The organism is Ensifer sp. WSM1721, assembly GCF_000513895.2.
GTDB lineage: Bacteria > Pseudomonadota > Alphaproteobacteria > Rhizobiales > Rhizobiaceae > Sinorhizobium.
This window is the reverse complement of the sequence record NZ_CP165782.1, coordinates 1,172,353-1,197,371: the sequence shown is the minus strand read 5'-3', so window position 1 is coordinate 1,197,371 and position 25,019 is coordinate 1,172,353. Positions and strand designations below refer to the sequence as shown.

General features: G+C 60.7%; 37 protein-coding genes. 2 read left to right on the top strand and 35 right to left on the bottom strand.

The features are described 5' to 3' along the window. Positions 1-24 precede the first annotated feature (24 nt). From sugE to M728_RS05845, 4 genes are all read right to left on the bottom strand, one after another. Positions 25-339 (bottom strand): quaternary ammonium compound efflux SMR transporter SugE, encoded by a 315-nt coding sequence (gene sugE / locus M728_RS05860; RefSeq protein WP_026622838.1) that lies wholly within the window; start codon positions 337-339, stop codon positions 25-27. A 231-nt stretch (positions 340-570) separates the two neighbouring features. Next, positions 571-1,005, bottom strand: coding sequence for an OsmC family protein (locus M728_RS05855; protein ID WP_026622837.1), 435 nt, complete (start codon positions 1,003-1,005; stop codon positions 571-573). A 59-nt stretch (positions 1,006-1,064) separates the two neighbouring features. Continuing rightward, the gene (locus M728_RS05850; RefSeq protein WP_026622836.1) at positions 1,065-2,375 is read right to left on the bottom strand and encodes a replication-associated recombination protein A; all 1,311 of its coding nucleotides are present in this window, start codon (positions 2,373-2,375) and stop codon (positions 1,065-1,067) included. After that, positions 2,372-3,769 (bottom strand): DegQ family serine endoprotease, encoded by a 1,398-nt coding sequence (locus M728_RS05845; protein ID WP_026622835.1) that lies wholly within the window; start codon positions 3,767-3,769, stop codon positions 2,372-2,374. Before M728_RS05845 ends, M728_RS05850 begins: the two co-directional genes overlap by 4 nt. A gap of 385 nt (positions 3,770-4,154) precedes the next feature. On the opposite strand from M728_RS05845, the gene msrP reads away from it, so the two are divergent. Both msrP and msrQ read left to right on the top strand, forming a co-directional pair. Continuing rightward, positions 4,155-5,096: a protein-methionine-sulfoxide reductase catalytic subunit MsrP gene (gene msrP / locus M728_RS05840; RefSeq protein ID WP_026622834.1), complete on the top strand. Its 942-nt coding sequence runs from the start codon at positions 4,155-4,157 to the stop codon at positions 5,094-5,096. Positions 5,097-5,098: 2 nt separating this feature from the next. Continuing rightward, positions 5,099-5,761, top strand: a complete 663-nt coding sequence (gene msrQ, locus M728_RS05835; protein WP_034884444.1) for a protein-methionine-sulfoxide reductase heme-binding subunit MsrQ — start codon at positions 5,099-5,101, stop codon at positions 5,759-5,761. Between the two features lie 40 nt (positions 5,762-5,801). Here the strand turns inward: msrQ and rplQ are convergent, their stop codons facing one another. The 31 genes from rplQ to rpsL form a co-directional block, all read right to left on the bottom strand. Beyond that, complete coding sequence (rplQ, locus tag M728_RS05830; RefSeq protein ID WP_026622833.1) at positions 5,802-6,227, bottom strand: 50S ribosomal protein L17; 426 nt, start codon at positions 6,225-6,227, stop codon at positions 5,802-5,804. Positions 6,228-6,271: 44 nt separating this feature from the next. Further along, on the bottom strand, positions 6,272-7,282 hold the full coding sequence (locus tag M728_RS05825; RefSeq protein WP_026622832.1) for a DNA-directed RNA polymerase subunit alpha: 1,011 nt from the start codon (positions 7,280-7,282) through the stop codon (positions 6,272-6,274). A gap of 103 nt (positions 7,283-7,385) precedes the next feature. Continuing rightward, complete coding sequence (gene rpsK / locus M728_RS05820) at positions 7,386-7,775, bottom strand: 30S ribosomal protein S11 (RefSeq protein WP_026617374.1); 390 nt, start codon at positions 7,773-7,775, stop codon at positions 7,386-7,388. A 228-nt stretch (positions 7,776-8,003) separates the two neighbouring features. Next, positions 8,004-8,372 carry a 30S ribosomal protein S13 gene (rpsM, locus tag M728_RS05815; protein WP_026617375.1) on the bottom strand — a complete coding sequence of 123 codons (369 nt, stop codon included), beginning with the start codon at positions 8,370-8,372 and terminating at the stop codon, positions 8,004-8,006. Positions 8,373-8,604: 232 nt separating this feature from the next. Then, positions 8,605-9,183 carry an adenylate kinase gene (locus M728_RS05810; protein WP_026617376.1) on the bottom strand — a complete coding sequence of 193 codons (579 nt, stop codon included), beginning with the start codon at positions 9,181-9,183 and terminating at the stop codon, positions 8,605-8,607. After that, a complete protein-coding gene (gene secY, locus M728_RS05805; protein ID WP_026622831.1) occupies positions 9,180-10,520 on the bottom strand; it encodes a preprotein translocase subunit SecY in 1,341 nt (446 codons plus the stop codon). The genes M728_RS05810 and secY overlap by 4 nt, the downstream gene beginning before the upstream one ends. A gap of 236 nt (positions 10,521-10,756) precedes the next feature. Continuing rightward, on the bottom strand, positions 10,757-11,227 hold the full coding sequence (gene rplO / locus M728_RS05800; protein ID WP_026622830.1) for a 50S ribosomal protein L15: 471 nt from the start codon (positions 11,225-11,227) through the stop codon (positions 10,757-10,759). Positions 11,228-11,240: 13 nt separating this feature from the next. Next, positions 11,241-11,444: a 50S ribosomal protein L30 gene (gene rpmD / locus M728_RS05795; protein WP_026617379.1), complete on the bottom strand. Its 204-nt coding sequence runs from the start codon at positions 11,442-11,444 to the stop codon at positions 11,241-11,243. Positions 11,445-11,456: 12 nt separating this feature from the next. After that, positions 11,457-12,026 carry a 30S ribosomal protein S5 gene (gene rpsE / locus M728_RS05790; RefSeq protein WP_026622829.1) on the bottom strand — a complete coding sequence of 190 codons (570 nt, stop codon included), beginning with the start codon at positions 12,024-12,026 and terminating at the stop codon, positions 11,457-11,459. A gap of 130 nt (positions 12,027-12,156) precedes the next feature. Then, entirely contained in the window at positions 12,157-12,519 is a 363-nt protein-coding gene (rplR, locus tag M728_RS05785) for a 50S ribosomal protein L18 (RefSeq protein ID WP_026622828.1), read from the bottom strand. 12 nt (positions 12,520-12,531) lie between these two features. Further along, positions 12,532-13,065 carry a 50S ribosomal protein L6 gene (rplF, locus tag M728_RS05780; protein WP_026622827.1) on the bottom strand — a complete coding sequence of 178 codons (534 nt, stop codon included), beginning with the start codon at positions 13,063-13,065 and terminating at the stop codon, positions 12,532-12,534. A 40-nt stretch (positions 13,066-13,105) separates the two neighbouring features. Further along, on the bottom strand, positions 13,106-13,504 hold the full coding sequence (gene rpsH, locus M728_RS05775; protein ID WP_026617383.1) for a 30S ribosomal protein S8: 399 nt from the start codon (positions 13,502-13,504) through the stop codon (positions 13,106-13,108). A gap of 12 nt (positions 13,505-13,516) precedes the next feature. After that, positions 13,517-13,822, bottom strand: a complete 306-nt coding sequence (rpsN, locus tag M728_RS05770; protein WP_026622826.1) for a 30S ribosomal protein S14 — start codon at positions 13,820-13,822, stop codon at positions 13,517-13,519. Positions 13,823-13,856: 34 nt separating this feature from the next. Continuing rightward, on the bottom strand, positions 13,857-14,414 hold the full coding sequence (gene rplE, locus M728_RS05765) for a 50S ribosomal protein L5 (RefSeq protein ID WP_026617385.1): 558 nt from the start codon (positions 14,412-14,414) through the stop codon (positions 13,857-13,859). Continuing rightward, positions 14,407-14,718, bottom strand: coding sequence for a 50S ribosomal protein L24 (gene rplX / locus M728_RS05760; RefSeq protein ID WP_026622825.1), 312 nt, complete (start codon positions 14,716-14,718; stop codon positions 14,407-14,409). The genes rplE and rplX overlap by 8 nt, the downstream gene beginning before the upstream one ends. 14 nt (positions 14,719-14,732) lie before the next feature. After that, a complete protein-coding gene (gene rplN, locus M728_RS05755; protein WP_012707761.1) occupies positions 14,733-15,101 on the bottom strand; it encodes a 50S ribosomal protein L14 in 369 nt (122 codons plus the stop codon). Between the two features lie 178 nt (positions 15,102-15,279). Continuing rightward, complete coding sequence (gene rpsQ, locus M728_RS05750; protein ID WP_026617387.1) at positions 15,280-15,516, bottom strand: 30S ribosomal protein S17; 237 nt, start codon at positions 15,514-15,516, stop codon at positions 15,280-15,282. A 13-nt stretch (positions 15,517-15,529) separates the two neighbouring features. Further along, entirely contained in the window at positions 15,530-15,730 is a 201-nt protein-coding gene (gene rpmC, locus M728_RS05745; RefSeq protein ID WP_026622824.1) for a 50S ribosomal protein L29, read from the bottom strand. Positions 15,731-15,742: 12 nt separating this feature from the next. Next, positions 15,743-16,156, bottom strand: a complete 414-nt coding sequence (rplP, locus tag M728_RS05740) for a 50S ribosomal protein L16 (RefSeq protein WP_011975175.1) — start codon at positions 16,154-16,156, stop codon at positions 15,743-15,745. Positions 16,157-16,194: 38 nt separating this feature from the next. Continuing rightward, positions 16,195-16,908, bottom strand: coding sequence for a 30S ribosomal protein S3 (gene rpsC / locus M728_RS05735; protein ID WP_012707759.1), 714 nt, complete (start codon positions 16,906-16,908; stop codon positions 16,195-16,197). Further along, positions 16,908-17,297, bottom strand: coding sequence for a 50S ribosomal protein L22 (gene rplV / locus M728_RS05730; RefSeq protein ID WP_034884443.1), 390 nt, complete (start codon positions 17,295-17,297; stop codon positions 16,908-16,910). Before rplV ends, rpsC begins: the two co-directional genes overlap by 1 nt. Before the next feature lie 2 nt (positions 17,298-17,299). Further along, positions 17,300-17,578 carry a 30S ribosomal protein S19 gene (rpsS, locus tag M728_RS05725; protein WP_002964358.1) on the bottom strand — a complete coding sequence of 93 codons (279 nt, stop codon included), beginning with the start codon at positions 17,576-17,578 and terminating at the stop codon, positions 17,300-17,302. Between the two features lie 15 nt (positions 17,579-17,593). Further along, positions 17,594-18,430, bottom strand: a complete 837-nt coding sequence (gene rplB / locus M728_RS05720) for a 50S ribosomal protein L2 (RefSeq protein ID WP_026622823.1) — start codon at positions 18,428-18,430, stop codon at positions 17,594-17,596. Between the two features lie 43 nt (positions 18,431-18,473). Then, on the bottom strand, positions 18,474-18,767 hold the full coding sequence (locus tag M728_RS05715; RefSeq protein ID WP_012707756.1) for a 50S ribosomal protein L23: 294 nt from the start codon (positions 18,765-18,767) through the stop codon (positions 18,474-18,476). Continuing rightward, positions 18,764-19,384: a 50S ribosomal protein L4 gene (gene rplD / locus M728_RS05710; RefSeq protein ID WP_026617391.1), complete on the bottom strand. Its 621-nt coding sequence runs from the start codon at positions 19,382-19,384 to the stop codon at positions 18,764-18,766. Before rplD ends, M728_RS05715 begins: the two co-directional genes overlap by 4 nt. 12 nt (positions 19,385-19,396) lie before the next feature. Beyond that, positions 19,397-20,083 carry a 50S ribosomal protein L3 gene (rplC, locus tag M728_RS05705; protein WP_026622822.1) on the bottom strand — a complete coding sequence of 229 codons (687 nt, stop codon included), beginning with the start codon at positions 20,081-20,083 and terminating at the stop codon, positions 19,397-19,399. A 124-nt stretch (positions 20,084-20,207) separates the two neighbouring features. Next, positions 20,208-20,516: a 30S ribosomal protein S10 gene (rpsJ, locus tag M728_RS05700; RefSeq protein WP_003507767.1), complete on the bottom strand. Its 309-nt coding sequence runs from the start codon at positions 20,514-20,516 to the stop codon at positions 20,208-20,210. A gap of 146 nt (positions 20,517-20,662) precedes the next feature. Continuing rightward, positions 20,663-21,838 (bottom strand): elongation factor Tu, encoded by a 1,176-nt coding sequence (gene tuf, locus M728_RS05695; RefSeq protein ID WP_026612446.1) that lies wholly within the window; start codon positions 21,836-21,838, stop codon positions 20,663-20,665. 72 nt (positions 21,839-21,910) lie between these two features. After that, positions 21,911-24,010 (bottom strand): elongation factor G, encoded by a 2,100-nt coding sequence (gene fusA, locus M728_RS05690; RefSeq protein WP_026612435.1) that lies wholly within the window; start codon positions 24,008-24,010, stop codon positions 21,911-21,913. Positions 24,011-24,039: 29 nt separating this feature from the next. After that, a complete protein-coding gene (gene rpsG / locus M728_RS05685) occupies positions 24,040-24,510 on the bottom strand; it encodes a 30S ribosomal protein S7 (RefSeq protein ID WP_026612436.1) in 471 nt (156 codons plus the stop codon). Positions 24,511-24,567: 57 nt separating this feature from the next. After that, positions 24,568-24,939, bottom strand: a complete 372-nt coding sequence (gene rpsL, locus M728_RS05680) for a 30S ribosomal protein S12 (protein ID WP_003507760.1) — start codon at positions 24,937-24,939, stop codon at positions 24,568-24,570. Positions 24,940-25,019: the final 80 nt, after the last annotated feature.

The following is a 25,019-nucleotide window of genomic DNA, read 5'->3' as shown; positions in this document are numbered from 1 at the left end:
CTTTTCCTCATTCCGCTTTAGGCCTCAGGCAACCAGCTTCAAGCCGGCAATGCCCGCGACGATGAGGCCGATGCAGCCGAGGCGAATGACGGTCGCGGGCTCGCCGAGGAGCATAATGCCGAGAACGACGGTGCCGACCGTGCCGATGCCGGTCCACACAGCATAGGCCGTACCGAGCGGCAGCGAGCGCACGGCGATGCCGAGCAACAGGATGCTAAGCACCATCGCGCCGACCGTTAGCACCGTCGGTGTGAGACGCGTGAATCCATCCGTATATTTGAGACCTATTGCCCAGCCGATTTCAAGAATTCCGGCAAGAAGCAGGGTGAACCAGGCCATATCAAGCTCCTTCAAGTGGAGCGAGGCCGTCCCCGCGGAAGTGCGGACCGACGTCGTCGATCCGTGCAGCCGTCTGCAACGCGGCACTCCTATGCCATAGACCGAGAAGCGCAACAAGAGACCGGCCGACATATCTGTTTTGCGCGGGACGCGGATCGCCGCCCGCGAGGTTCCCTCGCACCTCACCCCCGCCAACGCTCAAAGCAGCGGACGAGGAGCTCTAACGGAAGATCAGCTCACCGCCGCCGCAGTGGTGTCGACGACTTCAAAGTCGTGGGTGATTGCGGCCGTCTTGGCGAGCATCGCCGAGGCCGAGCAATATTTCTCGATCGAGAGCGCGATGGCGCGCTCGACCTTGTGCGTCGCAAGGCCACGCCCCTTCACCACAAAGTGCATGTGAATGCGGGTGAACACTTTCGGGTCCTGATCCGCACGATCAGCGTCGATCTCGACGATACAGTCTTCGACCGCCTCGCGTCCCTTTTCAAGGATATGAACGACGTCGAAGGCCGAGCAGCCTCCGGTGCCGATCAGCACCAACTCCATCGGGCTCGGGCCCGGTGTTCGTCCCTCCGGCCCGAAAGCCGTGCCGAGCACGACATTATGTCCGCTTCCGGACTCGCCGACGAATGTCCGGCCTTCAACCCATTTGATGCGCGCCTTCATGAAAATTCACCTCTTGTCACGATACATCGGGCACGTCAGCCCGTTTGGCAGGTCTCGATCTATGAATTCCGCTCGCGCCTGAGCTTCGCCCACCATTCGAGCCGCTTGCGAATTTCCCGCTCGAAGCCGCGCTCCGGCGGGTCGTAGAAGGTCTTTCTTCCCATCTTCTCCGGGAAATAATCCTGGCCCGAAAATGCGTCGGGCTCGTCGTGATCGTAGCGGTATCCCTCGCCGTACCCCTCCCCCTTCATGAGCTTGGTCGGGGCGTTGAGGATATGCTTCGGCGGCAGCAGCGAGCCGTTTTCCTTCGCCGCACGCATGGCCTGCTTGTAAGCGGTATAGACGGCGTTCGACTTCGGCGCGGTAGCGATGTAGACACAAGCCTCCGCGAGAGCGAGCTCGCCTTCGGGGGAGCCGAGATAGTCATAGGCGTCTTTGGCGGCGTTGCAGATCACCAAGGCTTGCGGATCGGCAAGCCCGATATCCTCGACCGCCATACGGACGAGCCGCCGGCCGATATAGAGCGGGTCTTCGCCGGCATCGAGCATGCGGCAGAGGTAGTAAAGCGCGGCATCCGGGTCCGAGCCTCGAACCGATTTGTGAAGCGCCGAGATCAGATTGTAGTGGCCGTCCTGGCTCTTGTCGTAAACGGGTGCGCGGCGCTGGACGATATCCTGGAGCGCCGCGGCGTCGAAGATCTCGTCCTTGCGAGCCGCCCGCCAGACCTCTTCGGCAAGGGTGAGCACCGCCCGGCCATCACCATCCGCCATTCGGATCAAGCTCGCACGGGCATCCTCGTCAAGCGGCAACGCCTTGCCCTCGGCCTTCTCGGCCCGCTTCAACAGCTCCTCGAGGCTCGCCTCGTCAAGCGGCTTGAAGGTCAGCACGCGCGCCCGCGACAAAAGCGCGGCATTGAGCTCGAAGGACGGGTTCTCGGTTGTGGCGCCGACCAGGATGACGGTGCCATCCTCCATGACCGGCAGAAAGCTATCCTGCTGGGCGCGATTGAAACGATGGATCTCATCGACGAACAGCAGCGTTTGTCGCCCCGACATGCGCCGGGCGCGGGCGGAATCGAACACCTTCTTCAAGTCCGCAACCCCGGAGAAGATCGCCGAGATCTGCTCGAAGGCGAGTCCGGCCTCGCCGGAAAGCAGGCGCGCTACCGTCGTCTTGCCGGTCCCCGGCGGCCCCCAGAAAATCATCGAGCCGAGAGAACCGGACGCGATCATGCGCGTGAGCGCGCCATCCGCGCCGGTCAGGTGCTCCTGACCAGTGACCTCGGCGAGCGTGCGCGGCCGCAGCCGATCGGCAAGAGGTCTTGCCGAGGCCATCTCCGGCGGCTCGATGGGGGAAAAAAGATCGCTCATCGGAAGAACTGACGAATGAGCTGGCCGTCGCGCTCGATCTCGACGCGCCAGAACGAAGCCTCATCGGCGACGACGCTTTCCAGCGTCTTCGAGCTGTCGATTGCAGTACCGTTGACCGAGCGGACGATATCTTTCGGTGCGAGGCCGATGCGGGCGGCCGGCGAGCCGCGATTGACCTCGGTGACGACGACGCCCTGCAAGGAAGTAGGCATGCGCAGCTCGTCTGCGAGACGAGGCGAGAGATTTGCCACGACAGCGCCCGCGAAAGGATTGCGCCCTTCGATGAGCCTTTCGTCGCGTGGCGCGGTCTCGGGCGCCTGCTCGAGCTTCAAGGTGATGTCCTGCGGCTTGCCGTCCTCCAAGACCGTCACGCGCGCCTCATGGCCGATGCCGACGGTGGTCAGACGATAGCCGAGCGCATCGGGATGCTCGACCGCCATGCCGTTGACGGCAACGACGACCTGTCCCGGCCGCATGCCGGCGCTTTCCGCTGGCCCGCCCGACTGGACCGCCGTCACCAGTGCACCGCGGGCCCGGTCAAGCCCGAGTGCGTCCGCCACATCGGAGGTGACGGGCTCGAACGTCGCCCCGACGAAAGGCCGGATGAACGAGCCGCCGCCACCTTGAGCAGAGGCCACGAAGACCTTGACCAGGTTGGCCGGGATCGCGAACCCAACACCGTTCGAGCCGCCGCCCCTGGAAAAAATCGCGGTGTTGATGCCGATCAGCTCGCCTTTCATATTGATGAGTCCACCACCGGAATTGCCAGGGTTAATCGCGGCATCCGTCTGGATGAAGAAGCCGAAATCGCCATTGGAAATCTGATTGCGCGCGAGGGCGGATACGATGCCGCTCGTCACAGTCTGCCCGACCCCGAACGGGTTGCCCATGGCGAGCACCAGATCGCCGACCTCGACTGCGTCGGAATCACCGATCGGGATGATGTCGAACGGGCCGTCCGCTTCGATCTTCATGACCGCAAGATCGAGACGGTCGTCCTTGAGCATGATCTTGCAAGGATATTCACGCCCGTCGGCGAGCGCGACCTTGATGTCGTTCGCGCCCTCGATGACGTGATTGTTGGTCACGACCAGGCCGTCGCGGCCGACGATGACGCCGGATCCGAGCGACGACTGCTTCTCGGTGCGATTCGGCATACGCTGGCCAAAGAACTCTTCGAAGAAGGGATCGCCGGCAAAGATCGACCGTCGCTCAACGACCCGTTCGGCATAGACATTCACCACCGCATTCGCCGTCTGCTTCACCAGAGGCGCGAAGGAGAGCTGCATTTCGGTACGGGATTGCGGTACCGTCTTGGCATCCTGAGCCATCGCGGGCGTCGACATGGCCACAGCGAAAACGAGAGCCGCGAAGACTCGATGGCCTAAGATCATGAAGAATTCTCCCTTTCGTTGCTGCTACTGCATGTTTCCTTAAAACCTAGCCGATTTAAGGATAAAAACATGCAGCAATTCAAAGTGCTACAGCGGCCTCTGTGCGTCTGAAAGGACGCACAGAGGCCGCTGTAGTTCAGATAGGATTTCGCAAGAAAAAAGGCAACGCGCCGCGGGCGGACCCGACGATCTCGAAGGCCCATCCGGAGTGAAATCATCTGGGGAATCAGGCGATTGCCGTAATGCCTGCAGCTTTGAAGGAGAACTCGGCCTTCGATCTCCCGCGGTCACGAACCGCGCACGAAAACGTGGTTGCGGCCATCTTTCCCGGTGATCGAAACTCTGGTGATCTGATCTTTAGAAAACGCAGATGTTGGGGAATATCATGCCAAGCTACCGCGCACTGCGGATCGCCGCCTCCGAAATCACGCCAGAGCGCTGTTTCATCGATCGGCGGGCCTTCATGGCCGCTGCGGCGGGCGGTCTGTTCCTGGGCGGGACGACAAGCGGGCATGCCGGCCCGCTCAAGACTTCCGCGAGCGCCTACAAGGTCAACGAGCCGACGACGCCGGAAAAAGACGTCACGAGCTACAACAATTTCTACGAATTCGGCACGGGCAAAGGCGACCCTGCTGCCAATTCCGGAAGCTTCAAGCCTTCGCCCTGGACGGTGAAAGTCGATGGCCTCGTCGGCAAGCCGCTCGAGTTCGGCCTTGACGAGCTCCTAGCCTTCCCGCTCGAAGAGCGGATCTACCGCATGCGTTGCGTCGAGGCCTGGTCGATGGTGATTCCGTGGATCGGCTTTCCCTTGGCCGCGCTCCTAGACAAGGTCGAGCCGCTCGGCAGCGCCAAATATGTCGCCTTCGAAACCGTCGTACGCCCCGATGAAATGCCAGGCCAGTCCGGTTATTTCCAGCCGCTGGAATGGCCCTATCGCGAGGGGCTGCGGCTCGACGAAGCCCGCCATCCGCTGGCGATCCTCTCTGTCGGCCTCTACGGCAAGACGCTTCCCAACCAGAATGGCGCCCCCATACGACTGGTTGTTCCGTGGAAATACGGTTTCAAGGGGATAAAGTCGATCGTGAAGATTTCGCTGACCGAAACGCCGCCTCCCTGCACCTGGAATCTCACCGCGCCGAACGAATATGGCTTCTACGCCAATGTGAACCCGGCGGTCGATCATCCGCGCTGGAGCCAGGCCACGGAGATCCGGATAGGCGAAGGCGGGTTCTTCGGCTCCAACCGCCGCGACACGCTTCCTTTCAACGGCTACGCGGACGAGGTTGCGAGCCTCTATGCCGGCATGGACTTGAGCGCGAATTTCTGACGATGACCATCTTGCCCACCCTGCCGAAACGATTGCATGGCCCCTCCGTCTGGATGCTCTACGCGCTCGGCTTCATTCCCGCCGTCTTCGCCTTCTATCTCGGGGCAACCGGCCAACTGCCCGGCAACGCCATCAAGGAATTCGAGCACCTGCTCGGCCTCTGGGCCCTGCGCTTCCTCGTAGCGACCCTGGCAATTACGCCCATCCGCGATCTCTTCGGGGTGAACTGGCTCAGATACCGCCGGGCTCTCGGCCTGCTCGCCTTCTACTACGTGCTGATGCACTTCCTCGCCTACATGGTGCTGGACCAGATGCTGCGCTTCCCGGCGATCATCGCCGACATCGCCCGTCGTCCCTTCATCACGATCGGCATGACAGCCTTCGTGCTCATCATTCCGCTTGCGCTTACCTCGAACAATTGGTCGATCCGCAGGCTCGGCCAGCGCTGGAACAAGCTGCACAAACTCGTCTATGTGATAGCGGCGGCTGGAGCACTGCATTTCGCCATGGCCGTAAAGGTCGTCGGACCGGAGCAGATGCTGTACATCACGCTCGTTGCGATGCTGCTCCTCTGGCGGGTGGTCAGGACACGCTTCCTGCGCTGGAAGCGATCGCGAACCGGTTTCACACGATCAATCGCCGCAACGGAAAAAGCGGCCGGGTGAGATCACCCGGCCGCTTCAATTTCTTCGGTCGTTGTATGAATTAAGCTGCTTCGGCAGCCTCGGCCTCGTCGGCAACGCGAGCGCGATCCTTCGCACCCTTGGCGTCGACGTCGCGGTCAACGAACTCGATGACGGCGAGCGGGGCGTTGTCGCCCTGGCGGAAGCCAGCCTTCATGATGCGCAGATAGCCACCGTTGCGGGTAGCGTAGCGCGATGCGATCGTGTCGAACAGCTTCGAGACAACGGCAACGTCGCGGATCTGCGAGATCGCCTGACGGCGAGCGTGCAGGTCGCCGCGCTTGCCGAGCGTGACGAGCTTCTCGACGATCGGACGGATTTCCTTGGCCTTCGGCAGCGTCGTGACGATCTGCTCGTGTTCGATCAGCGAAGCTGCCATGTTGGCAAACATCGCCTTGCGGTGGCTGGCGGTTCTATTCAGCTTGCGGCCGGCTTTACCGTGGCGCATGGCTATTCTCCTTTACTTGCAGGCATCCGCCCGCAGTCTAACGGTTAGTATTGGTCTTCGTAGCGCTTGGCGAGATCTTCGATGTTCTCCGGCGGCCAGGACGGCACTTCCATGCCGAGGTGCAGGCCCATGGAAGCGAGAACTTCCTTGATCTCGTTGAGCGACTTGCGACCAAAATTCGGCGTACGGAGCATTTCTGCTTCGGTCTTCTGAATGAGGTCGCCGATATAGACGATGTTGTCGTTCTTCAGGCAGTTGGCCGAACGGACGGAAAGCTCCAGTTCGTCGACCTTCTTGAGAAGCGCCGGGTTGAAGGCGAGTTCGGTGACTGCCTCTTCCTCGGTTTCCTTCTGCGGCTCGTCGAAGTTGACGAAAACCGACAGCTGGTCCTGAAGGATGCGGGCTGCAAAGGCGATCGCATCTTCACCGGTGACGGAGCCATCGGTTTCGATGGACATCGTCAGCTTGTCATAGTCGAGAACCTGGCCTTCACGGGTGTTTTCCACCTTGTAGGAGACCTTCTTGACCGGGGAGTACAGGCTGTCGACCGGAATGAGGCCGATCGGCGCATCTTCCGAGCGGTTGCGCTCAGCCGGTACGTAGCCCTTACCGTTGTTGACGGTGAACTCCATGCGAATCTCCGCACCCTCGTCGAGGGTGCAGATCACATGATTCGGGTTGAGGATTTCGATATCCCCAACCGTCTGGATGTCACCGGCCGTCACGACGCCCGGGCCCTGCTTGCGCACGACCATGCGCTTTGCGTCGTCGCCATCCATCTTGATGGCGATTTCCTTGATGTTGAGCACGATGTCGGTCACGTCTTCCCGCACACCCGGGATCGACGAGAATTCGTGCAGCACGCCGTCGATCTGTACCGCCGTGACGGCAGCACCGCGCAGCGACGACAGAAGTACGCGGCGAAGCGCGTTGCCGAGCGTCAGACCGAAGCCGCGCTCAAGCGGCTCAGCGACCAACGTTGCCCTGGTGCGGCCGGAGGAGGCGAACTCCACCTTGTTCGGCTTGATCAATTCCTGCCAATTTTTCTGGATCATGTTTTCTGCCTTCCGTTCGTTGCCACCATCCAATCGTGACAACCGAGCCCCGAAGACCGGGAGAGCGCCCATGCGCCCTCACCGGAATGTTGAATACAGATGATCAGACGCGGCGCTTCTTGCGCGGACGGCAGCCATTGTGCGGGATCGGCGTCACGTCGCGGATCGACGTGATCATGAAACCCGCAGCCTGCAGCGCGCGAAGAGCGGATTCGCGACCGGAACCCGGGCCGCAAACCTCGACTTCCAGCGACTTCATGCCGTGTTCCTGGGCCTTCCGCGCGCAATCTTCGGCGGCGATCTGCGCTGCGAACGGGGTCGACTTGCGCGAGCCCTTGAAGCCCTTCGCGCCAGCCGACGACCAGGCGATCGCATTGCCCTGTGCGTCGGTGATGGTGATCATCGTGTTGTTGAACGACGAATTGACGTGTGCAACGCCAGACGTGATGTTCTTGCGCTCGCGGCGGCGAACGCGGGTGGCTTCCTTAGCCATGGGATCCCTTTCTTAGATCTCTGCACCGCCGTAATTCCAGCGGCTCCACCGGGAAAAGGATTTGTCGTCCCCTGCCCTGCATCTTCCATTCGCGGCACCGACCAACCGGTTTCGCTGTGATTTGCACCGAGCCGGCCAGCCCGGCGCGATGGTCAGGCACTTGCCCAACCAAACTGCAAAGGAGGCCGGCGCGCAACGCCAGCCTCCCGCACTTCCCTGTTCGGGAAATTACTTCTTCTTGCCGGCGATTGCCTTTGCCGGACCCTTGCGGGTGCGGGCATTGGTATGCGTACGCTGGCCGCGCACCGGCAGACCGCGACGATGACGCAGACCGCGATAGCAGCCGAGGTCCATCAGGCGCTTGATGTTCATCGCCGTTTCGCGGCGCAGGTCACCCTCGACCTGATAGTCACGGTCGATCGTCTCACGGATCTGAAGGACTTCGGCGTCCGTCAGCTGGTGCACGCGACGGTCAGCGGGAATGCCGACCTTCTCGGTGATTTCCTTCGCGAATTTCGGGCCGATCCCGTGAATGTAGGTCAGCGCGATGACGACGCGCTTTGCCGTCGGGATGTTGACGCCAGCGATACGTGCCACGTCTATTCTCCTTGCGTTCCAGTTGCCATCCGGCAATAGGTGCTTCGTTACGCGACCTTGAAGAGCCGCACGTTGATTGAGGTTCGAGACACGTCAAAAACGACCGTACCCGGACTTCATTGTTTTGAAGACCGCGCCGATCGCTTCTCATGTCGCGAGTTGACGCTGTCTTTGGAGGAATCGCCCGGAAAAGTCAACTCCCCGGCGCTTCCATTTTGGCAGAGGCGAACGCCTATGCCAGAATCTTCTCGATCTCGGCCGTAACCGTGTTCACGTCCGCCATGCCGTCAACGGTCTTCAGTCGACCGGTCCGAGCATAGTGTTCCGAAAGCGGAGCGGTCTTTTCCCGATATTCCGTCAGGCGGCGCCGAAAGGCCTCGGGATTGTCGTCGGAGCGGACAGTGCCGCCCGCGGCCACCGTTTCCGCTACGCGATTCTCCATCCGCCGCACAAGCGCTGCCTCGTCGACCTTCAGCTCAATGACCGCATCGAGCTTCAGACCCTTTTTTTCAAGCATCCGGTCGAGTGCCACGGCCTGCGGGACGGTCCGCGGATAGCCGTCCAGAATGAAGCCCCTGGCGCAATCCGGCGCATCGATACGGTCGGAGACGATTTCGTTGACGATTTCGTCGGAGACGAGCTGGCCGGCATCCATCACTGCCTTTGCGCGCTTGCCGACTTCCGTCGCCTGAGCCACGGCCGCCCGAAGCATATCCCCCGTGGAAAGCTGCGGGATGCCGTATCTCTCCGTCAGGAGCTTGGCCTGCGTACCCTTGCCAGCGCCCGGCGGGCCCAAAAAAATAAGTCTCATCGTCCCCTCTTTCCTCCGCGCAGCTTCGACTTCTTGATCAGCCCCTCATATTGCTGGGCAATGAGGTGACCCTGGATCTGTGCTACCGTATCGAGGGTCACGCTGACAACAATCAAAAGCGACGTACCACCAAGGTAGAACGGCACGCCGGTCTGCGAGATGAGGATTTCGGGCAGGATACAGACGAAGATCAGGTAGATCGCACCGATGACGGTGATACGGGTCAAGACGTAATCGATGTATTCGGCCGTACGCTCGCCCGGACGGATTCCGGGGATGAAGCCGCCATGCTTCTTCAGATTGTCGGCCGTGTCTTTCGGGTTGAAGACGATCGCCGTGTAGAAGAAGGCGAAGAAGGCGATCATCGCGCCATAGAAGAACATGTACAGCGGCTGGCCATGGGCGAGCGCGCCGACGATGGCGGTCGCCCAGCCGGGCAGCGTCGCGGCGTTGGCGAAGCCCGCCAAGGTTGCCGGCAGCAGAAGCAGCGACGACGCAAAGATCGCCGGGATGACGCCCGAGGTGTTGAGCTTCAACGGCAGGTGCGACGTGTCGCCCTGGAACATCCGATTGCCGACCTGGCGCTTTGGATATTGGATCAACAGACGGCGCTGCGCGCGTTCGACGAAGACGATCAGCGCAATTACGGCGACGACCATCACAATGATCGCAAGGATGAGCGGCGTCGAAAGCGCCCCGGTACGGCCGAGTTCCAGCGTGCCTGCCAGCGCCCCCGGCAGAGCTGCGACGATGCCGGCGAAAATGATGAGAGAGATGCCGTTACCGATGCCGCGCGAGGTGATCTGCTCGCCAAGCCACATCAGGAACATCGTGCCGCCGAGGAGCGAGATGACGGTGGAAATCCGGAAGAACCAGCCCGGATCGTTGACCAGGCCGCTACCGCTCTCAAGACCGACGGCGATGCCGTAGGCCTGCATCGCGCCCAGAAGCACCGTGCCGTAGCGGGTATATTGGTTGATGACCTTGCGGCCCTGCTCGCCTTCCTTCTTCAGCTGCTCGAGCGCCGGAACGACCGACGTCATGAGCTGCACGATGATCGAGGCGGAGATATAGGGCATGATGCCGAGCGCGAAGATCGCCATGCGCTCGACCGCTCCACCCGAGAACATGTTGAACAGGCCGAGAATGCCGCCCGCCTGCCCCTGGAAGGCTTGCGCGAACGCGTCCGGATTGAGGCCGGGCAGCGGGATATAGGTGCCAAGACGGTAAACCAGGAGCGCACCGAGGGTGAACCAGAGGCGCTTCTTCAGATCTTCCGCCTTCGCGAAAGTCGAAAAATTCAGGTTCGAGGCGAGCTGTTCCGCTGCAGAAGCCATGCAATTCTCCGCGTACCAAATCTCGGAAATCGCGGGAAAACCCGGTCAGTTCCGGACTGAGTAAGTTCTCTTCGTTGAAAACCTGACGCGAGGCGATTGTCGCTGCAATCGGATGCCTCACCGTGGTTTCCGTTATGTCCCGTCGCGGCAAGCGATTCGCCGCCTCGGACGTGAGGCTCACATATGGGAGCAAAACCGCCCGGCGTGAAGCACCCCGGGCGGTTCATCAGTCATAATTATTCCGCGGCCGCTGCGAGCAGCTTAATGGAGCCGCCGGCCTTTTCGATCTTCTCGACCGCCGGCTTGGAAGCACCTGCAACTTCGAGCGAAATCTTCGCCTTCAGTTCGCCGTCAGCAAGAACGCGGACGCCGTCCTTGACGCGGCGGATCACGCCGGCAGCCTTGAGGGCAGCAGCATCAACGGTCTTCGACGCATCGAGCTTCTTGGCGTCGACGGCGGCCTGAATGCGGCCGAGGGAGACGACAACGAACTCCGAAGCGAAGATGTTGTTGAAGCCGCGCTTCGGCAGGCGGCGGTAGATGGGCATCTGGCCGCCTTCGAAGCCGTTGATCGAAACGCCCGAACGCGCCTTCTGACCCTTCACGCCGCGGCCACCAGTCTTGCCGGAGCCGGAGCCGATACCGCGGCCAAGACGCTTGCGGCTCTTCGTCGCGCCTTCGTTGTCCTTAATTTCATTCAGTTTCATATCTCGATCCCCCTCACTTCTCGTCGACGACGCGAACGAGGTGCTGGACGGCCCGGATCATGCCGCGAACGGCCGGAGTGTCTTCCAGCGTGCGAACCCGGTGCATCTTGTTGAGGCCCAGACCGATGAGCGTCTGACGCTGCACGGCCGGACGGCGAATGGGGCTACCGATCTGCTCGACGGTAACCGTCTTCTTGGCAACTTCTTTCTTAGCCATCTGTCAGCTCCCTTATTCTTCGGAACCAACGCCGGCGGAAACGCGACGGGCCTGGAGCGTGGCGTACTTGATGCCGCGCTGTGCCGCGATGTCCTTCGGGTGCATCTGGTTCTGGAGCGCGTCGAAAGTGGCGCGAACCATGTTGTAGGGGTTCGACGAACCGGTCGACTTGGCGACGACGTCGTGAACGCCGAGCGTTTCAAAGACGGCGCGCATCGGGCCACCGGCAATGATACCCGTACCGGGCTTGGCTGCACGCAGCAGAACCTTGCCGGCGCCATGGCGGCCGTTGACGTCGTGATGCAGGGTGCGGCCACCGCGCAGCGGAACGAAAATTAGATCGCGCTTTGCAGCTTCCGTTGCCTTGCGAATGGCTTCCGGCACTTCGCGTGCCTTGCCGTGACCGAAACCAACGCGGCCCTTCTGGTCGCCCACGACGACGAGAGCAGCGAAACCGAAACGACGACCGCCCTTCACCACCTTGGCGACGCGGTTGATAGCGACGAGCTTATCGACAAATTCGCTGTCGCGCTCTTCACGGCCCTGACGCTCTTCGCGCGGACCACGTTCTTTCTGTGCCATTGTCCTCTTCCTTTTTCTTTTCCGGGTGCAATCGGCAGATTGACGAAAAGTCGCCTCGCTACAAGACGAGACGACCGGGGGTAAATGCGAAGCGGAGTTCCGCCCGGGCACTCCACCCGGGCGGCGAACCTTAGAAGTTCAGGCCGCCTTCGCGAGCTGCCTCGGCCAGCGCCTTGATGCGGCCGTGGTAGATGAAGGCGCCGCGATCAAAGACGACGTCCTTGATGCCCGCCTGGGATGCGCGCTCTGCGATGAGCTTGCCGACGGCGGCCGCAGCCGCCGTGTCGGCTCCGGTCTTCAGCGCAGACTTGAGATCCGACTCAAGCGTCGATGCAGCGGCAATCGTCTTGCCGGCAACATCGTCGATGATCTGCGCATAGATGTTCTTCGACGAGCGATGAACCGACAGGCGCGGACGGCCGTTGGCGACCGCCTTGATTTGACGGCGCACGCGGCTGGCGCGACGCACAAGAGTATCTTTCCTGCTAGCCATTTCGCGTGATCCTTACTTCTTCTTGCCTTCTTTGCGGACGATCCGCTCTTCGGCATACTTGACGCCCTTGCCCTTGTAGGGCTCGGGGCCGCGGTATTCGCGGATTTCCGCGGCAACCTGGCCGACCTGCTGTTTGTTGATGCCGGAAACGACGATTTCCGTCGGCTTCGGCACAGCGATCGTGATGCCTTCCGGCGTCTGATAGACGACGTCGTGGCTAAAGCCGAGCGCGAGCTGCAGGTTCTTGCCCTGCATGGAAGCGCGGTAACCGACGCCGTTGATTTCGAGCTTGCGCTCATAACCGTCCTTCACGCCCTTGAAGATGTTCTCGATCATCGTGCGGGACATGCCCCACTTAGCGCGAGCATCCTTGCTCTCATTGAGCGGTTCAACGACAACCGTGTTGTTTTCGAGCTTCACCGAGACTTCGTCGTTTGCGACGAAGAACAGTTCACCCTTCGGGCCCTTTGCCGTTACCTTCTGGCCATCAACGTTAGCCGTGACGCCTGCCGGAACTTGAACGGGCTTCTTACCGATACGAGACATTTTTATACCTGTCTGTTCGCTATGGAGATCCTGCTCGGCCTTAGAAGACCGAGCAAAGAACCTCACCACCAACATTCTGTTCGCGTGCCTGGTGATCGGCCATCACACCCTTCGGGGTCGAAAGGATGGTGATGCCGAGGCCGTTCGCGACCTGCGGGATGGACTTGACCGAGACATAGACCCGGCGGCCCGGCTTGGAGACGCGCGAGATCTCACGGATCACGGAGGCGCCTTCGTAGTATTTCAGTTCGATGTTCAGCTCGGACTTGCCGTTGCCGAATTCGACTTCGGAGTATCCGCGGATGTAGCCTTCGGACTGAAGGACATCCAGAACGCGTGCGCGGAGCTTGGAAGCCGGCGTTGAAACGCTCGACTTGCGGCGCGCAGCGCCGTTACGGATACGGGTGAGCATATCGCCCAAGGGATCAGTCATTGCCATGTGCCCGTCTCCTTACCAGCTCGACTTGACCACGCCCGGCACCTTGCCGAGATTGCCCAGTTCGCGAAGCGCGATACGCGACATGCGAAGCTTGCGATAGTAGGCACGCGGACGGCCGGTAACTTCGCAACGGTTGCGGATACGAGTCTTGGACCCATCCCGCGGCAGTTCGGCCAGCTTGAGGGTGGCCTTGAACCGCTCTTCGATCGGCAAAGACTGGTTCATGATGATTGCCTTCAAGACCGCGCGCTTGGAGGCGTGGCTGGCAACCAGTTTGCGGCGGCGCTTGTTCTTTTCAACTGCGCTCGTTTTCGCCATAACAGTTATCCTTCTTTACGCTTGTCGTTACGGATTACTGACGGAACGGGAAGTTGAACTCTTCAAGCAGAGCGCGAGCTTCGTCGTCGTTAGTTGCCGTCGTGCAAACGATGATGTCCATGCCCCACATCTGATCAACCTTGTCGTAGTTGATCTCAGGGAACACAATGTGCTCCTTGATGCCCATGGCGAAGTTGCCACGACCATCGAAGGACTTCGGATTGAGGCCGCGGAAGTCTCGAACACGCGGAAGAGCGATGTTGATGAGACGATCCAGGAATTCATACATCCGAACGCCGCGCAGGGTAACCTTGGCACCAATCGGCATGCCTTCGCGGAGCTTGAAGCCAGCGATGGAATTGCGCGCGCGGGTGATCACCGGCTTCTGGCCGGCAATCGCAGCGAGGTCGGCGGCAGCAACGGACGGCTTCTTGGAATCGCCGGTCGCTTCGCCAACACCCATGTTGATGACGATCTTGTCGAGGCGCGGGATCTGCATTTCGTTGGCGTAGGAGAACTTCTCCTGCATCGCCTTGCGGATGCGCTCTACATATTCCTTCTTGAGCCGCGGCTCATAAGCGGTCTTAGCCATCGATCACTTCTCCCGAACGCTTGGCCACGCGGACCTTCTTGTCACCTTCGATCTTGAAACCGACGCGGGTCGGCTTGCCGTCCTTCGGATCAGCGATCGCGATGTTCGAAAGGTGGATCGGGGCTTCCTTGGTGATAATGCCGGCTTCCTGGCTTTGGGTCTGGCGCTGGTGACGCTTCACCATGTTGACGCCACGCACGACAGCCCGGTCTTCCTTCGGCATGACCTGAACGACTTCGCCGGTGCGGCCCTTGTCCTTACCGGTGAGAACGACGACCTTGTCGCCTTTGCGAATCTTCTGCATCTCTGTTCGCTCCCTTAGAGTACTTCCGGAGCCAGCGAGATGATCTTCATGTGGTTCTTGGCGCGGAGTTCGCGCGGAACCGGTCCGAAGATACGGGTGCCGATCGGCTCTTTCTTGTTATCGATGAGAACGGCTGCGTTGGTGTCGAAACGGATGACGCTGCCATCCGGACGGCGGATGTCCTTCGCGGTGCGAACGACAACAGCCTTCATGACATCACCCTTCTTCACGCGGCCGCGCGGAATGGCTTCCTTGATCGACACGACAATGATGTCGCCGATCGACGCATACTTGCGCTTGGAGCCGCCCAGCACCTTGATGCACATGACACGACGTGCGCCGGAATTATCCGCCACGTCGAGGTTTGTTTGCATCTGAATCATGTCAGGTCGCCTTCTTGTTGTGACCAGGCCGGTTGGGTCGAAACCCCCTTGCCCGGCTTATTTTGCTCATCTCAAAGCAAAAGAACGCCCGGACTCGAGCGTTCCTCGGCTTTAATTGCGTGCTTCATACAGATATTTGCCCGAGACGCAAGGGTCCGACGGACAAAACCTGCACAAATCAAGCCTGGGCGGAGATCACCGTCCAGCGCTTGTCCTTGGAAATCGGCGCGCATTCCTCGATGGAAACGACATCGCCGACCTTGTACTGGTTGTTCTCGTCGTGAGCCTTGTACTTCTTGGAGCGACGGACGGTCTTCTGGAGGATCGGATGCGCAAAGCGGCGCTCGACCCGTACGACGACGGTCTTGTCGTTCTTGTCGCTGACGACGGTGCCCTGCAGAATGCGTTTCGGCATATTCTTCTGGTCCTTAGGCCTTGGCTTCTGCCGCCTTCTGGCGGGCAATGGTTTTGACGCGTGCGATGTCCTTGCGGACTTCGTTGATACGCGAAGATTTTTCGAGCTGGCCGGTTGCCTTCTGGAAGCGGAGGTTGAACTGCTCCTTCTTCAGCTTGGCAAGCTCTTCCTTGAGTTGGTCGGCGCTCAGAGCGCGAACATCTGCGGCTTTCATGAGCTTCACTCCTTACTCTGCGATACGCTGCACGAAGCGCGTCTTGACAGAGAGCTTGGCAGCGCCAAGACGAAGTGCCTCACGGGCGAGTTCTTCGCTGACACCATCGATCTCGAACATCATACGGCCGGGCTTGACCTTGCATGCCCAGTATTCGACCGAACCCTTACCCTTACCCATGCGGACTTCGGTCGGCTTGGCGGTGACCGGAACGTCCGGGAACACGCGAATCCAAACGCGGCCGGCGCGCTTCATGTGGCGGGTGATCGCGCGGCGAGCCGCTTCGATCTCGCGAGCGTTGACACGGTTCGGCTCCTGAGCCTTCAGGCCGAATTCGCCGAAGGCGAGATCAGAACCGCCCTTGGCAACGCCCTTGATGCGGCCCTTGAACTGCTTGCGATACTTCGTACGCTTTGGCTGCAACATTTTTTTACTTCTCCGATATTGGCTGCCACGCGCGAATGTTACGCGTTCTCACGACGACGGTCTCGACCGCCACCGCCCTGGTTGTCACTCTCGGTCGCGCGGCGCTCGGAAGCCATCGGATCGTGCTCGAGGATTTCGCCCTTGAAGATCCAGACTTTGACACCGCAGATGCCGAAAGCGGTTTCCGCTTCAGCCGTACCGTAGTCGATGTCGGCGCGCAGCGTATGCAGCGGCACGCGGCCTTCGCGATACCATTCGGTACGAGCGATTTCCGCACCGCCGAGACGGCCGGCGCAAGTGATCTTGATGCCTTCGGCGCCGAGACGCATGGCCGACTGAACAGCGCGCTTCATCGCACGGCGGAAAGCCACGCGGCGTTCGAGCTGCTGGGCGATCGACTGAGCAACGAGCGTTGCGTCAACTTCCGGCTTGCGCACTTCAACGATGTTGAGGTGCGTCTCGGAGTTGGTCATCTCGGAAAGCTTCTTGCGCAGCTTTTCGATGTCGGCGCCCTTCTTGCCGATGATGAGGCCCGGACGAGCCGAGTGGATCGTCACGCGGCACTTCTTGTGCGGACGCTCAATCACGACCTTGGCGATACCGGCAGCCTTCAGCTCTTCCATCAGGTACGCGCGGATCTTCAGGTCTTCATGAAGAAGCTGACCGTACTCCGCGTTATCCGCGAACCAACGGCTATCCCAGGTCCGGTTGATGCCGAGACGGAAACCGATCGGATTAATCTTCTGGCCCATTATGCGGCCTCCCCTGTGGCTTCCACTTCACGAACAACGATCGTCAAGTGCGAGAACGGCTTTTCGACGCGCGATGCACGGCCGCGACCACGGGCGTGGAAGCGCTTCATCACGATCGACTTGCCAACATAAGCTTCCGCGACGATGAGCGAATCAACGTCGAGATCGTGGTTGTTCTCAGCGTTCGCGATCGCAGATTCAAGCGTCTTCTTGACGGTACCTGCAATGCGCTTGCGCGAGAACTCGAGTTCGGCCAGAGCGCGGTCAACCTTCTTGCCGCGGATCAGCGCGGCAACGAGGTTGAGCTTCTGGGGGCTGACGCGGATCGTGCGCGCAATTGCCTGCGCCTCATTATCCTTCAGCCGGCGTTCGGCTTTTGCCTTGCCCATTGTTACTTCCTCTTCGCTTTCTTGTCCGCGCCATGACCATAATAGGTCCGGGTCGGTGCGAATTCACCGAACTTGTGACCGACCATTTCCTCGGACACCGAGACGGGAACATGCTTGTTTCCGTTGTAGACGCCGAAGGTCAGACCGACGAACTGCGGAAGGATAGTGGAGCGACGGCTCCACATCTTGATCACTTCGTTGCGACCGCCTTCGCGAACCTTCTCAGCCTTCTTGAGAAGATAGCCGTCAACAAACGGACCTTTCCAAACTGAACGAGCCACTTGAGACTTCCTCTCTTACTTCTTGCGCTGATGACGCGAGCGCATGATGAACTTGTCGGTCGACTTGTTGGAGCGCGTGCGCTTGCCCTTCGTCGGCTTGCCCCACGGGGTTACCGGGTGGCGGCCACCGGACGTGCGGCCTTCGCCACCGCCGTGCGGATGGTCAACCGGGTTCATGACGACGCCGCGTACGTGCGGGCGCTTGCCGCGCCAACGCGAACGGCCAGCCTTACCGTCATTGATGTTGCCGTGATCGGGGTTCGATACAGCACCGATCGATGCAAGGCAAGAGCCGTGCACCAGGCGCTGCTCGCCCGAGTTCAGGCGAAGGATCGCCATGCCCTGGTCGCGGCCGACGAGCTGCGCATAGGTTCCGGCGGAGCGAGCGATCTGGCCGCCCTTGCCCGGCTTCATTTCCACGTTGTGGACGATGGAGCCGACCGGGATGAACTGCAGCGGCATGGTGTTGCCGGGCTTGACGTCGACAGCCTTGTCCGAAGCGATCACCTTGTCGCCGGCCGCAAGACGCTGCGGCGCCAGGATATAGGCCTGTTCGCCGTCGGCGTAGTTGACGAGCGCGATGAAGGCGGTGCGGTTCGGGTCATATTCCAGACGCTCGACCGTGCCCTCGACGTCAAACTTGCGACGCTTGAAGTCGACCAGACGGTAGGACCGCTTGTGACCGCCGCCCTGGAAGCGGACGGTGATGCGGCCCAGGTTGTTGCGACCGCCCTTAGAGGACAGGCCCTCGGTCAGCGCCTTGACGGGCTTGCCCTTGTAGAGGCCGGCCCGGTCCACGATGACCAGTTGGCGCTGGCTCGGCGTCGTCGGATTGAAATTTTTCAATGCCATTTTCTTGTTCCCTTTTGGGTTTTTACCCTAATGGGCCTATCCGTTAGAGACCGGTCGAGACGTCGATGGACTGACCTTCGGCGAGCGTGATGATCGCCTTCTTGACGTCCTTCTGCTTTCCGGCGAAGCCGCGGAAGCGCTTCAGCTTACCCTTGCGGACGAGCGTGTTCACGGCCGTGACCTTGACGCCGAACAGGGCTTCGACTGCAGCCTTGATCTCAGGCTTCGAGGCGCCCTTGGCGACGTTGAAGACGACCTGGTTCTGCTCGGAAACCAGCGTCGACTTTTCGGTGATCGAGGGAGACACGATCACGTCGTAGTGGCGAAGATCCGTCATTTGAACCGCTCCTCCAGAGCTTCCACGGCGGCCTTGGAAAGCACGAGCTTGCCGCGGCGCAGGATGTCGTAAACGTTGATGCCCTGAACCGGCAGAACGTCCACGTTCGGGATGTTCTGGGCTGCGAGCTTGAAGTTGCTCTCGATCTCGGCGCCGCCGATGATCAGAGCGTTGGTGAGGCCGAGCGAGGCGAACGCGCCGGCAAGCGCCTTCGTCTTCGCTTCCTTGGCGATGAGATCGTCGACGACGATGATCTCTTCAGCCTTCAGCTTGGCCGACAGCGCGTGGCGAAGGCCGAGCGCGCGGATCTTCTTCGGCAGATCATGCTCATGGCTGCGAACGACCGGGCCGTGAGCCTTGCCGCCGCCGCGGAACTGCGGAGCACGAGCCGAATGGTGACGGGCGCGGCCCGTACCCTTCTGCTTGTACATCTTCGCGCCGGTGCGGGCGACTTCCGCACGGCCCTTGGCCTTGTGCGTGCCCTGCTGACGCTTGGCGAGCTGCCAGCGAACGACGCGGGCGATGATGTCTTCACGGGGTTCGAGGCCGAAAATGGCGTCAGAAAGGGAAACCTTTCCCGCGTCCTTGCCCTCGAGGGTTTTGACGGTGAGATCCATTATTCGGCTCCCTTACTTCGATGCTGCGGCGCGCACGGCGGCCGGGCGCGGTGCGCCTTCCGGAGTGCCCGACTTGATTGCGTCGCGGACCACGATCCAGGAACCCTTGGAGCCGGGAACGGCGCCCTTGACCAGGATCAGACCACGATCTTCGTCGGTCGATACGACTTCCAGGTTCTGCGTGGTGACGCGCGTCTGGCCCATGTGACCAGCCATGCGCTTGCCCTTCCAGACGCGGCCCGGATCCTGATTGGAACCGGTCGAACCATGCGAACGGTGCGATACGGACACGCCGTGGGTCGCACGCAGACCGCCGAAGTTGTGGCGCTTGATCGCGCCGGCAAAGCCCTTGCCGATTGTGGTGCCGGTGACGTCCACGAGCTGGCCGGCGACGAAATGGCCAGCCGTCAGCTCGGCGCCAATCTCGATCAGGTTTTCGGCGCTCACGCGGAACTCGACGAGCTTTGCCTTCGGCTCGACGCTCGCAGCGGCGAAATGGCCGCGCATAGCCTTCGGCGTATTCTTGACCTTCGAACGGCCTGCACCCAGCTGAACTGCGGTATAGCCGTTCTTCTCTTCCGTGCGGTGGGCCACTACCTGGCAGTTCTCCAGCCGCAATACTGTTACCGGGATATGCTCGCCGGCGTCGTTGTAGACGCGGGTCATTCCCACCTTCTGTGCAATCACACCTGAACGCATCGGTTCACGCCTCTTGTTTAGGGTTCCCGTCCGGCGCTTTGCCGCACCTTCCGGTTTCCTGTTCCTGGAAGCCGTTGGAGAAACTCCACGTACCTTCCTTGTTATTTTCGGCTTGCGCCGGGTCTTAGAGCTTGATCTCGACGTCCACGCCGGCGGCGAGATCGAGCTTCATCAGCGCGTCCACCGTCTGCGGGGTCGGATCAACGATATCGAGAAGACGCTTGTGCGTGCGCATCTCGAACTGTTCGCGGCTCTTCTTGTCGACATGCGGCGACCGGTTGACCGTGAATTTCTCAATCCGGGTCGGAAGCGGCACGGGCCCGCGCACACTCGCACCGGTGCGCTTGGCCGTCGACACGATTTCGCGCGTGGAGGCATCGAGGATCCGGTGATCAAACGCCTTGAGGCGGATGCGGATATTCTGGCCGTTCATTCGACTTGTCCTTGCTCGTGTTTCCGGTGTGCTTTCACGCACACACTTGAACTTCTGAATTCGTTTCGCTTTAGCCGCTTCTTTTCAAAAATCGCAGGGACATGGACGACCATGTCCCTGCCGAAACGGCTTAAGCCGTTTTCTTCTTACTTGATGATCGAGGCGACGATGCCGGCGCCGACGGTGCGGCCGCCTTCGCGGATGGCGAAGCGCAGCTTCTCTTCCATCGCGATCGGCACGATCAGCTCGACGTCGACCGTCACGTTGTCGCCCGGCATCACCATCTCCGTGCCTTCCGGCAGCGTCACGATGCCGGTCACGTCCGTCGTGCGGAAGTAGAACTGCGGACGGTAGTTGGTGAAGAACGGCGTATGACGGCCACCCTCTTCCTTCGTCAGGATGTAGGCTTCCGCCTTGAACTTCGTGTGCGGCGTCACCGAACCCGGCTTGCACAGGATCTGGCCGCGCTCGACGCCGTTGCGGTCGACACCGCGCAAGAGCGCGCCGATGTTGTCGCCGGCCTGGCCCTGGTCGAGCAGCTTGCGGAACATCTCAACGCCCGTGCAGGTCGTCTTCGTCGTCGGACGGATGCCGACGATCTCGACTTCCTCACCGACCTTGATGATGCCGCGCTCGACGCGGCCGGTCACGACCGTACCGCGGCCCGAGATCGAGAACACGTCTTCGATCGGCATCAGGAACGGCTGGTCGATCGGACGCTCCGGCGTCGGGATGTAGGCGTCAACCGCTGCCATCAGCTCGCGGATCGCGTCTTCGCCGATCTTCTTGTCGCTGTCTTCAAGCGCGGCCAGCGCCGAACCCTTGATGATCGGAATGTCGTCGCCCGGGAATTCGTAGGACGACAGCAGTTCGCGCACTTCCAGCTCGACGAGCTCGAGCAGCTCGGCGTCGTCGACCTGGTCGACCTTGTTCAGGAACACGACGATCGCCGGAACCCCGACCTGGCGGGCGAGCAGGATGTGTTCGCGCGTCTGCGGCATCGGGCCGTCGGCGGCCGAAACGACGAGGATCGCGCCGTCCATCTGCGCCGCACCGGTGATCATGTTCTTGACGTAGTCGGCGTGGCCGGGGCAGTCGACGTGCGCATAGTGGCGGTTCGGCGTCTCGTATTCGACGTGCGCCGTCGAGATGGTGATGCCGCGCGCCTTTTCTTCCGGCGCCGCGTCGATCTGGTCATACGCCTTGAACTCGCCGAAATACTTCGTGATCGCTGCAGTCAGCGACGTCTTGCCATGGTCAACGTGGCCAATCGTGCCAATGTTGACGTGCGGCTTGTTGCGCTCGAATTTGCTCTTTGCCATTTTCGGCTCTCCGTTTCCTGTCCCTTTAGAGGGGAAATCTTTTCATTCTGTTTCAGCGCGAGGCTATTCCGGTCACTTCTGACCGGAATACTTCGCCTGGATTTCCTGCGCGACGTTCGACGGAACCGGCGCGTAGTGATCGAACAGCATCGTGTACTGAGCGCGGCCCTGCGACATGGAGCGCAGGTTGTCCACGTACTTGAACATGTTCGCGAGCGGCACGTGGGCGTTGATCACCACGGCGACGCCGCGCGATTCCTGACCCTGGATTTGGCCACGGCGAGAGTTCAGGTCGCCGATCACGTCGCCGACATAATCTTCCGGCGTCACGACCTCGACCTTCATGATCGGCTCGAGGAGCTGAGCGCCGGCCTTCTTGGCCGCTTCACGGAAGCAAGCGCGCGAAGCGATTTCGAACGCCAGAACCGACGAGTCGACATCGTGGAACGCACCGTCGATGAGAGTGGCCTTGACGCCCAGCATTGGGAAGCCGGCCAGCGGACCCGAAGACAGAACGCTCTCGATACCCTTCTGAACGCCCGGGATGTATTCCTTCGGAACCGCACCACCGACGATCTTGGATTCGAATACGAAGTCCTCGCCTTCCGGGTTAGGCTCGAAGACGATCTTGACGCGCGCGAACTGACCGGTACCACCGGACTGCTTCTTGTGCGTGTAGTCTTCTTCGTGCTGACGCGTGATGGTCTCGCGGTAAGCGACCTGCGGAGCACCCACGGATGCTTCCACCTTGAACTCGCGGCGCATACGGTCGACGATGATGTCGAGGTGAAGCTCGCCCATGCCGGCAATGATCGTCTGGCCCGATTCCTCGTCGGTCTTGACGCGGAAGGACGGGTCTTCTGCCGCCAGGCGGTTGAGCGCGAGTCCCATCTTTTCCTGGTCGCCCTTGGTTTTCGGCTCGATGGCGATCTGGATGACCGGCTCGGGGAATTCCATGCGCTCAAGGATAACCGGCTTCAGCGGATCACAGAGCGTATCGCCCGTCGTGGTTTCCTTGAGGCCAGCGAGAGCAACGATGTCGCCGGCAAAGGCTTCTTCGATGTCTTCACGGGAGTTCGAGTGCATTTGCAGCATGCGGCCGACGCGCTCGCGCTTTTCCTTGACCGTGTTCATCACCGACGTGCCCTTTTCGAGCTTGCCGGAATAGATGCGGGCGAAGGTCAGCGAACCGACGAAGGGGTCGTTCATGATCTTGAACGCCAGCATCGAGAGCGGCTCGTTGTCGTCAGCATTACGGGTGATTTCGCCGTCGGTCTTGACGTCGATGCCCTTGATCGCCGGAATATCGACCGGCGACGGCAGGTAGTCGACAACGGCGTCGAGCAGCGGCTGAACGCCCTTGTTCTTGAAGGCGGTGCCGCAGAACATCGGGTGGAACTTGACGTCGATCGTGCCGCGACGAACCAGTTCACGGATCTTGTCGTTGTCCGGATAGGTGCCTTCGAGATAGGCTTCCATTGCCGCTTCGTCGATCTCGACAACCGTCTCGATCAGCTTCTCGCGGTATTCTTCAGCCTTTTCCTTCAGGTCGGCCGGGATCTCGACGACATCCCACTGGGCACCGAGCGACTCGTCGCGCCAGACGAGGGCGTTCATCTCGATCAGGTCGACGACGCCCTTGAACTCGCTTTCAGCGCCGATCGGCAGTTGCATGACAACCGGGATTGCGCCAAGGCGGCTCTTGATCATCTCAACGGAGCGGTAGAAGTCAGCGCCGGTCTTGTCCATCTTGTTGCAGAAGATCATGCGCGGAACATGATACTTCTCGGCCTGACGCCAGACGGTCTCCGTCTGCGGCTCAACGCCGGCATTGGCATCGAGAAGCGCGATGGCACCGTCGAGCACACGCAGCGAACGCTCGACTTCGATCGTGAAGTCCACGTGGCCGGGAGTGTCGATGATGTTGAAGCGGCGCATCTTGCCGTCACGGCCCTTCCAGAAGGTCGTGGTGGCTGCAGACGTGATCGTGATGCCGCGTTCCTGCTCCTGCTCCATCCAGTCCATCGTTGCGGCGCCGTCGTGAACTTCGCCGATCTTATGGGACTTGCCGGTGTAGTAGAGAATGCGCTCGGTCGTCGTCGTCTTGCCGGCGTCGATATGCGCCATGATACCGAAATTTCGGTAATCTTCGATTTTATATTCGCGAGCCATGGGTGACTGCCTTTCGAGACGTGTTGCCGTTACCAGCGGTAGTGCGAGAACGCACGGTTGGCATCGGCCATCTTGTGCGTGTCTTCGCGCTTCTTCACGGCGCTGCCACGGTTGTTTGCTGCGTCCATGAGTTCGCCGCAGAGGCGATCAACCATGGTCGTTTCGTTGCGCTTGCGTGCGGCCGCAATCAGCCAACGGATGGCGAGGGCCTGGCGACGCTCCGGACGAACATCGACCGGAACCTGATAGGTGGCACCACCGACGCGGCGCGAACGCACTTCGACATGCGGAGCAATGTTGTCGAGGGCGGAATGGAACACGGCAATCGGTTCCTGCTTCAGCTTCGACTGGACCGCTTCGAAGGCACCATAGACGATGCTTTCTGCGACGGACTTCTTACCGTCCAGCATGATTGCGTTCATAAACTTCGTGACGACCAGATCACCGAACTTCGGATCCGGGTTGATCTCACGCTTTTCTGCTCTATGGCGTCGGGACATACTTTTCGTCTCTCAACTTTAAATCTTCTGACCAGCGAAATGGCGCCGGTTGCGATGTTATTTCGGACGCTTCGCGCCGTACTTCGAACGACGCTGCTTGCGGTTCTTCACACCCTGCGTATCGAGAACGCCGCGGATGATGTGGTAACGAACACCCGGAAGGTCCTTCACGCGGCCACCGCGGATCATGACCACGGAGTGCTCCTGCAGGTTGTGACCTTCACCCGGAATGTAGCCGATCACTTCGAAGCCGTTCGTCAGGCGGATCTTGGCGACCTTGCGGAGAGCCGAGTTCGGCTTCTTCGGGGTCGTCGTGTAGACGCGGGTGCAAACGCCGCGCTTCTGCGGGTTTTCCTGCAGGGCAGGAACCTTGTTGCGCTTTACCTGTGCCTGACGCGGCTTGCGGATCAGCTGGTTTACGGTAGGCATCTAACCATCCCTTACAAAAACTTATCTCGTTACCCTTGCGGGCGGATCGTTTGCCGTCGCCGGCGGTATCGAACGCCTGT